We start from the raw sequence: 8,920 nt of genomic DNA, 5'->3' as shown, positions 1-8,920 counted from the left end.
GGAAAATGGTCATATTAGGAATTGGTCAATGGTATTAAATCAATTGATGATAGATGATCATTTTACAACTAGAATCAATCAATATTTAAGTAGCCAATCTTAACCAAGAAGGATGCAATTGTTCATATATTGCATAACCTTTTATATACTCAAAAAGCAGCAGTATTAAAGATAAGTTTTAACACTGCTGCTTATTAAATACAAGTTCTTTTAGTGACACTACAAGAAATAATCACAAACTTGAATAACCTATTTTTTAGTAATGTTTAAATTACTTACACACTTTTCTTGACAAACCCGATTGTAAAGTTGATTTCATGTCAACTCTACAATCTTTTTTAGTTTATAATTCTTAAAACATCTTCTTCATTTGTTACATTAAATATATTTAATGTAAGTTCGTTTAGTTTTTCTAGCGATGTATTTGTAAGTTGTTTTTCTAAAGGTCTTGATAAGGTCCCTAGTTTTACTTTAAGTTGTTCTTTTAAAGTATTTTGTTTTTCTTCTCGTTTTCCTTTTTCAATTCCTTGATTTTCAAATCTTTGAAATAATCTGTCCATTGCTTCGCACATATTGATTTCATCTCCTTCTGGTAAGTCTTCTCTTTTAATTTTCGTACGTGTAAATGTTGCCGCCATCATGAAGTTTTCTATTTCGATTTTACGATTGTTTCTTAAATCATCATAATTTCCTGCAAACATACTTTGACTGATTTCTACAACTTCTTTTAATCGTTGATTGGTAAGCTTTCTTGCATTCATTGTTTTAAGTCCGACAACAGGTAATCTCCAATCATTGATATAAGGTTCCATCTCTGGTGGAATATTTTTCAATGTTTCTTTCAATGTTTCTGGTGATTTCCATTCTTTATCTCCCGTATAGAACACAAAGCTTCCTACTGGATAGATTTCTTGTTTACTTTCAACCTGATTGATATAAATCGTTGCATCATAGTTGAGTATGCGAAAGATCATTTTTTCATCAAAAGTACTTTGATGTCCAACTCCAATAATCACATAATCTCCATGAATACTTGCCTTTCTTACCACATCTCGATATCTTTTGATCTCTGTTGGCTTGTCGACCTTTCCTATCAAGGTCGACAGATCATTTCTCTTGAAACAAGTTCTTCAGGTTGAATGACCTGTCTTCCTTGAAAAAAAGCATAATTACAAAGATCCGCAAAGCATCCTTTATCTCTAAGTAGTTTTTTACAAGTACTATCACTAGCATTTCTTTCTTTAATGCACATCATCTTTCCTCCTTATATAAATTTTTTATATTAAGGTTTCATACATCGCTTTTTGTTTGTATTGTTTATCATATTTATAAGGAGTTTTTCTGATGTTATTGCACCATGTTATCAAAGACAATTTGTGCGTTTTCTAACCATGGCGACTTAACTTTTATCTATCATTATTTTAGCTTTCCTCTTTTTCTTCTTCAATGGACGTTTAGTCCAAACACTATTTTTGTAAATAAAAACACCAACTCTATTTTTAATAAAATAGAATTGATGTCTTTTATTTTATTTTTTCAATAATCTTTCTACTAAATCATCATTAACGATTTCATAACCATCAAAATGATAATTATAAATGCCTTGACCTTGTGTCATTGAACGTAAATCAATCGCAAATTCAAGAATTTCAACTTGTGGAATACGACAAACAAGTTTCATAAGTCCGTCATCTAAACTATCTGTTTCTAGAACTTTACCACGTTTTTTATTAACATAAGACATGAGGTCACCTAAATACTCTTCATCAATATAAATATTTAAAATAACATAAGGTTCTAATAAACATGGTTCAAGATGTTTCATGGCATCTTTAAAACACATCATTGTTGCTGTTTTAAAAGCCTGTTCGCTTGAATCAACACTATGATAAGAACCATCAAGAAGAGTTGCTTGAATACCTAAAACAGGATAGTGTCCAATAACGCCTTCTTTAACACTTTCAATCAAACCTTTTTCTACAGCAGGAAAGTAAGCTTTAGGAACAGCACCACCAAAGACTTTTTCTTTAAAGACATAAGATTGATTATAATCTTTTGTTGGTTCAAAAAGGATTTCTACTTCACCGTATTGACCATGCCCACCAGATTGTTTTTTGAATTTTGTACGTTGTGTATAACTTTTACGAATACTTTCACGATAAGAAACTTTCATATCTTCAAGTTTTACATCAATTTTGAATTTAGATTTTAATTTAGAAACAATACTTTCTAAATGGATATCTCCAATACCATAGAGACATTGTTGTTTTGTTTCATGATTGCTTTCAAATTTTAAAGTAGGATCTTCTTCAAGTAAACGGGCAATTCCACTCGCAATCTTTTCTTCATTCGCTTTACCGATAGGTTTTACAGCTTTACCATAATAAGGTTTTGAAAAATGAATTGGTTGATATTTCATACGGTAATCGAGAGTACATAATGTATCATTCGTAAGTGAATGAGAAAGCTTTGTCATGCATCCAATATCTCCGGCACAAAGTTCATCAACTTCAATAAGTTCTTTACCACGTTTTATGTAAAGTTTGTTTACTTTTTCTACTTCATTTTTATCAACGTTTAATAATGACATACCTATTTGAATATGACCTGTACACACTTTAAATAAAGATTCTCTTCCGACAAAAGGATCAACAATTGTTTTAAAGATAAAAAGTGAAGGTGGGAGACTTTCATTAAAACCAATAATATCTTCTTCATGGGTATCAATATTTTCAACAATAATAGAATTACATGTATCACCAGCAGCAGGGAAAAATGCAACCATAGAATTAAGTAAGATTTGAATACCTATTTGACTTGTTCCACATAAAACTGGAATTAAAGTTTGATTCATAACACCTTGTCTTAAAGCCCAAGAAATTTCTTCTTTTGTAAAAGGTTCTTCATTTAAATATTTTTCTAATAAATCATCATTAGTATTCGCAACAGCTTCATCAATCATTTCTTTGACAGGCATGACTTCTTCCATCATTTCTTCAGGAATAGGGAAAGGTTCAGTATGTTCTCCTTTAAAAATACGACCTTCCATTTTTGCGACATTAACATAGCCTATCATTTTTTGATTATCCATGATAGGAACTTGAATAGGGGCAATTCCTTTACCATAAGCTTTCTTTAATTGATTTAATTTTTCTTTATAATCAGCATCAGGATTATCTAAGCCATTAATATAAATGATTTTAGCTTTATCTTTTGCTTTGAACATAGCTTGTTTTGTCCCAATACTGATATCTTTATAAGAAGGAACAACAATTACGGCAGATTCAGCAACATGTAAAGCGGCTTCTACTTCACCAACGTAATCAAAATTACCAGGTGTATCTAAAAGATTAATTTTACAAGAGTCCCATTCAAGTGGAATTACAGATAAATTGATGGATGTTTGACGTTTGATTTCATCTTCATCATAATCAGATAATGTTGTTCCACTTTGAATATTACCAAGTTGTGAAGTAATGCCAGCACGTTTTGCCATTGCTTCAATAACACTTGTCTTACCAGAAGCTAAATGACCCAAAACAGCGACATTACCAATATTATTTGAGTGATATAATTTCATAAACATTCCCCTTTCTTATATTACTTAATCTTATTATACAATGATTGCCTTATATAAGAAAGCGGTTACATTAAAAAAGAAGAACTTATAGATTGTTTAAAAGTTCTTCAACATCTTCTTTACTTCCCTGAATTTGTCCTTGAACCATATCTTTCTTACCGCCACCTTTAACCTCAAAGTGTTCTTTAAGATTTTCTAAAAGTAAACGTGCATCTTCATGACTTGTTATATAAAAACGATAATTATTTTCTTTTCCTACAAAAACAGCACTAAAACGATGTGCTAAATCAAGTAATTGATTACAGTAATAAAGTTGTAAAGAACGATCTAATTCTTCTACAAAAACAAGATGAAAATCTTGTACAGAAAGTGATTGAATTTGTAAATCGATGCTTTGTTTCTTTAATTTTGAGATTTCTTGTTTCAAATCATTATTTTCATTTATTAAACGATCAATTCCATGAGTTAAATCATCAGATGGTAAAGAAAGCTTTTGAGAAATATGCATCGCTTGAAGATGTTTTTGATGATAGTCTTGATAAGCACGATAACCACATATAAACCAAATACGAACCCCTTGTTTATGTTTAATAGCTTTTAAAATTTTAATTAAGCCAATTTCACTTGTTGAACGGACGTGAGGGGCACAACAGGCACAACAATCAATACCTTCAATTTCAACAAGACGCAAAGCTTCATTGATTTCTTTTTTACTACGATAATTATAAAGAGAAGTATCTTCTGGATAGAAACAATGAATAGGGTGGTTTTCTAGAATAACTTCATTAGCTCTCTTTTCAAGCTTTTCAAGTTGCTTTGTATTTAAAAAGCCACTATAATCTGTGGTAATTTCATTTAGGCTTAAATGAAATCCACTATTATCAAAACCAAACATTTCCTTAACGAGTCCTGATAAAATATGTTCACCACTATGGTTTTGCATATTAGTATAGCGATGTTTAAAATCTATTTTTCCTATTATTTTTCCTTTTAAAGGATCATTTACATAATGATGTATTTCTTGATCAATAATTTGTACATCGTGGACTTTTACATCATTAAGCGTCCCTTGATCACATGTTTGTCCACCTTCTTCAGGAAAGAATAAAGTTTGATCTAAGATCACATCGTAATCCTTTTCTCTTTTTGTACAAGAAAGAACAGTTGCCTCAAATGTTGTTTGATAAGCATCTAAATCATAAAGTTTAATTGTCATAATATCACATCCATTTCTTTGATATCATAACATAACTAAATAGATTTGATAATATTATATATAATTCCTATTTCAATTAAGGTAACAAGTAAAGAAGTTCCTCCATAAGACATCAAAGGAAGTGTGACACCCGTTACAGGAAACAGGCCTACAACAACACCTAAATTGATCATAGTTTGAATACCAATCATAGAGGTAATACCAATAATCAAAAAACTACCGAAAAGATCATCGCACTCTTTTGAAAAATTGAAACACGTAATAAACAAATAGGCATATAAAAGTATGAATAATACCCCTCCTATAAAACCAAATTCTTCTAAGTAAATTGCGAAAATAAAATCAGTTTGTGGTTCTGGTAAATAAAAATGCTTTTGAATACTTTGATCAAAACCAACACCTAAAATACCACCAGGACCAATAGCATAAAGAGATTGAATCATTTGAAAACCAGATCCTAAAGGATCTTGAAAAGGATCTAAAAAGGCAGTGATTCTTTTTAAACGATAAGGAGCAGAAAGAATCATTAAAACAATTGCAATGACGCCTGCACATCCTAAAAAGACAACATAACGAAAAGGAAAGGGAGTTAAAATAATCATCACGAGAATACTGCAACACATGACAAAACCACTACCAAAGTCAGGTTGCAACATAATCAGTAAAAAACCAAGTCCCATGACAATAAGAGGTTTTAAACAATAACGGAGTTTTTTCATTTGATGATAATGATGACTAATATAATCACTTACGTAAATAATCAAGGCAATTTTAAAGATTTCTGAGGGTTGCAGGGCAAAAAGTCCTAAATTAAACCAACTTCTTGAACCTCCACGGACAATACCGATACCAGGAATTAAAACAAGGATCAACAGTAAGAAAGAAACAATTAAAATAAGATGACTGTATTTTTGATAAAGGTGATAGTCTATTTTTGAAAAGATAAAAAGAAGAATAAGACCAAGAATCATAAAAAGACCTTGTCTTTTTAAATAATAGAGCGCATCGTTTTCTTTATATTGTGCCCAAATATGGGAAGAACTATAAACCATTGTTAAACCAATTACTAAAATAATAAGAACAATTAAGATAATTTTCTTCTTTTTCATCTTTATCACCGTTTTATTATATGTAAACAAAATAAAAATATTTTATAAAAAGATTTATTTTGATATATAATAAAAATGAAAGGAATATGATGATGATGAAATTACTATTAGTAGAAGATGCTACGATTTATTTGATTTTATTACAAAAATTATTAGAAAATGATTTTCAAATCACATTATCAAAAAATATTGCCGATGCAAAAGAAATAATAGGTGATCAAGATTATCAATTCGATGTGATGCTTATAGATTTAATTACCGAAGGAGCGATGGATCTTATTCGTCAAATAAAAAAGAATAAACGATTAGCTCCAATACCTATTGTCGCTTTAACTGCAAGTGATAATCCTAAAGACTTAATTCAAGCTTTTGATTATGGGGTTTATGATTGTATTCAAAAACCCATTTATGAAGAAGTTGTTTTAAGAAGAGTCAAAAATGCGGCCAATAATTATTTAAGATTAAAAGAAATCAATCAGTTAAGAGAATCTATTTTAAATAATCAACAAATAGATGAACTGACTAAAATATATAATTTAGATACCGCTAAATGGTTGATTAATGAAAAATTAAATGAAAATAAAAATGGTACAAAAATACTTTTTCTTTTCCATTTAAAAGGTTTAAAAGAAACCTATCTACAAGAAGGAAAAATGCGAGGGGATAGTCTTGTTAAAGAAATTAGTGATTTTATTTCGATGAATTTTAGAAATATTGATATTCTAGGAAGAGTACAAGAAGATGAATTTATTTGTTTTGTCAATCATCTAATGTCAAAAGAACTTGCCAATTTAAGAAAAGAAGAAATGTTGCGTTTATTTAGTCAAAAGAAACTTTCAGATATTTCAGAAAATATAGAATTAGAAATAGGTTTCTATGAAACAAATCATGAAAGTACTTATGAAAATATGTATCAAGAAGCAAAAAAACAGATTAAGGAAACATAGTTAATTATGTTTCTTTTTTTATAAAAAAATTTCAAGCTAAGAAAAATAGTACAACTTATAAAAAGATATGCTAGAATTATAGAGATTAAAAGGAGCAATTTATGGTATTAACAGTAAAAGATTTAATTACAACAAGCAATATTCATGATTTAAAGGTTATTTGTGGAAAAGAAGAAATGAATCGTGAAATTAAAGGAATAAAGATTATAGAAGTAGAAAATATTGAAAAATATTTGAGGGAGGGGGAGCTAATTCTCGCAAGTTTTCTTGTTTATCAAGACTGTACAAGTTCTCAATTTGAAGAACATTTAAAAAAAATTCTACAATTAAATGTGGCTGGATTTGTTGTTAAAACAAGAGATGGATTTGAAAAATATAAGTTTAAGTATGATATTTTAAAAAAATATTGTAGAGAAGGAAATATCCCGTTATTAGAAATATCCTCAAAAGAATCTTTTTGGAATATTATCCGTTACGTTTTAAAAGAAGTCTATGATGATGATCGTGGACAACTAAAGTATCATAAATTAATGAATGATAATTTTAAAGCTTTAGTTTTTGATAATAATGCTTCACCTAAAGAAATCATAGAACTTCTTTCAATGATTATTGAAAATCCTATAGAACTTTATTATGATGATTTTAATTGTTTGGATTTAGAAAATAAAAAAGATACAAAACTTATTAGAAATCAACAAATAGTAGAATTTGATCCAGGTATCATTTCTAAATATCATTATAAAAAACAAGTTTATCAAGATTTTAATCAATATATTATTTTGATAACAACAATCTATCAAGCAAATATCAATATTGTAATCAATGAAAAAAAGAGAAAATTAGTTGATTTAGATTTTATAGCAATTGAAAATGCGATAGATACTTTACGCTATTCTTTTACATTTGAATTTGCAAGAAATGAAATAAAAAAGAAATATCATAAAGATATTATTTATAATATGATTAATTCACAATTAAACTATAATCAAACAACAGAAGCAGCCAGAATGCTTGGTTTAAAAGAAGATGAATATTATCGTATTGTTTCTTTTCATTCTATTCAAGAAAATAAAGAAGGCATCTATACAGAAGAACAACTCGATGAAATAGAACTGATTACAAGAGAAATATCAAGCTTTTATCCAAATGAACATATTTATAAAAATGTGACACAAATTATTATGTTACAAAAAATGGACTCGGATAAAGAAGATCAAAAGAGTTTAGAACGTATCCAAAATCTTTTAAAATTAGTAAGGAATAATATTTTACATCGAAATAAAGAAATAGATTTTGATATAGGAATTGGACAAATTGTAAAAGGATATCGTAATTTACAATTATCATATAAACAATCAATTATTGCTATGAACTTTATGTCAAGTGCTAGAAGAATAACAGGGGATCAAAATAAATCAATCGTCCATTATTCTAAATTAGGTTTCTTACAAATATTTGCGGAAATTGAAAACCCCGACAAACTCCTTAAATATATTCCTGGTTCTGTTTTAAAACTCTATGAATATGATCATAAACAAAATTCAGAGTTAGTTTTAACGTTAGAATCTTATTTAAGAAATAATTTAAGTATAAAAAAGACATCAGAAGATTTATGTATTCATTATCGTTCGGTTTCTTATCGATTAGATAAAATAGTAGATATTACAAATATTAATTTTCATGACTCAGTAGAAATACTTGCTATAAAAAATGGTTTAATTATTTATGAAATGTCAAAGAAACTTCGAAACTAGAGATTTTATCTCTAGCAATGGCATGAACTTAAGAAAGATTTTATTTCTTAAGTTTGTGCCTTTATTATTATGCTTATCTTATTAAAATTGTACATGAAAAAAAGCGCAAAAGGCACCTAATAAAATTTATCATTTTTTTAAATTTTTCAGTTGTTTTTTATCTCATATTATCCTATCATTATTGTAACGATGGAAAAGGAATTCCCTATACTACAGGGGCTGGATTCAGTGATTAGTGGTCACAAATCCAGCTTTTCCTTTTGCTACTGGTGGATTCCTACGCCCATCTATTCTATGCCTTGTTTTCGGTATGC

The 8,920-nt window shown here is 28.6% G+C and carries 7 protein-coding genes; 2 read left to right on the top strand and 5 right to left on the bottom strand.

The features are described 5' to 3' along the window. Positions 1–338: 338 nt before the first annotated feature. The 5 genes from C7U55_RS13020 to ftsW all read right to left on the bottom strand — a co-directional run bounded on the left by C7U55_RS13020 (position 339) and on the right by ftsW (position 5,905). Positions 339–1,049: an Rpn family recombination-promoting nuclease/putative transposase gene (locus tag C7U55_RS13020; protein WP_162297463.1), complete on the bottom strand. Its 711-nt coding sequence runs from the start codon at positions 1,047–1,049 to the stop codon at positions 339–341. Between the two features lie 44 nt (positions 1,050–1,093). Next, positions 1,094–1,252: a hypothetical protein gene (locus C7U55_RS13630; protein ID WP_155522392.1), complete on the bottom strand. Its 159-nt coding sequence runs from the start codon at positions 1,250–1,252 to the stop codon at positions 1,094–1,096. Positions 1,253–1,528: 276 nt separating this feature from the next. Further along, the gene (locus C7U55_RS13015; protein ID WP_106988915.1) at positions 1,529–3,580 is read right to left on the bottom strand and encodes an elongation factor G; all 2,052 of its coding nucleotides are present in this window, start codon (positions 3,578–3,580) and stop codon (positions 1,529–1,531) included. Between the two features lie 85 nt (positions 3,581–3,665). Continuing rightward, entirely contained in the window at positions 3,666–4,796 is a 1,131-nt protein-coding gene (locus C7U55_RS13010) for an alanyl-tRNA editing protein (protein ID WP_106988914.1), read from the bottom strand. 35 nt (positions 4,797–4,831) lie between these two features. Beyond that, complete coding sequence (gene ftsW, locus C7U55_RS13005) at positions 4,832–5,905, bottom strand: putative lipid II flippase FtsW (RefSeq protein ID WP_106988913.1); 1,074 nt, start codon at positions 5,903–5,905, stop codon at positions 4,832–4,834. 92 nt (positions 5,906–5,997) lie between these two features. Between ftsW and C7U55_RS13000 the strand changes: the two genes are divergently transcribed. After that, positions 5,998–6,852, top strand: coding sequence for a diguanylate cyclase domain-containing protein (locus C7U55_RS13000; RefSeq protein ID WP_162297462.1), 855 nt, complete (start codon positions 5,998–6,000; stop codon positions 6,850–6,852). Between the two features lie 101 nt (positions 6,853–6,953). Beyond that, a complete protein-coding gene (locus C7U55_RS12995) occupies positions 6,954–8,606 on the top strand; it encodes a PucR family transcriptional regulator (RefSeq protein ID WP_106988911.1) in 1,653 nt (550 codons plus the stop codon). The last annotated feature ends 314 nt before the right edge of the window (positions 8,607–8,920 follow it).

The sequence above is a fragment of the Faecalibacillus faecis genome (assembly GCF_003024675.1).
GTDB lineage: Bacteria > Bacillota_I > Bacilli_A > Erysipelotrichales > Coprobacillaceae > Faecalibacillus > Faecalibacillus faecis.
The sequence above is the reverse complement of the archived record's forward strand: the minus strand, read 5'-3'. Positions and strand labels throughout refer to the sequence as shown.

What these genes read in the sequence shown, in the direction of transcription:
- C7U55_RS13630 (WP_155522392.1), bottom strand. Translation starts at nt 1,252, where the DNA reads ATGTGCATTAAAGAAAGAAATGCTAGTGATAGTACTTGTAAAAAACTA.
- C7U55_RS13015 (WP_106988915.1), bottom strand. Translation starts at nt 3,580, where the DNA reads ATGAAATTATATCACTCAAATAATATTGGTAATGTCGCTGTTTTGGGT.
- C7U55_RS13010 (WP_106988914.1), bottom strand. Translation starts at nt 4,796, where the DNA reads ATGACAATTAAACTTTATGATTTAGATGCTTATCAAACAACATTTGAG.
- ftsW (WP_106988913.1), bottom strand. Translation starts at nt 5,905, where the DNA reads ATGAAAAAGAAGAAAATTATCTTAATTGTTCTTATTATTTTAGTAATT.
- C7U55_RS13000 (WP_162297462.1), top strand. Translation starts at nt 5,998, where the DNA reads ATGATGAAATTACTATTAGTAGAAGATGCTACGATTTATTTGATTTTA.
- C7U55_RS12995 (WP_106988911.1), top strand. Translation starts at nt 6,954, where the DNA reads ATGGTATTAACAGTAAAAGATTTAATTACAACAAGCAATATTCATGAT.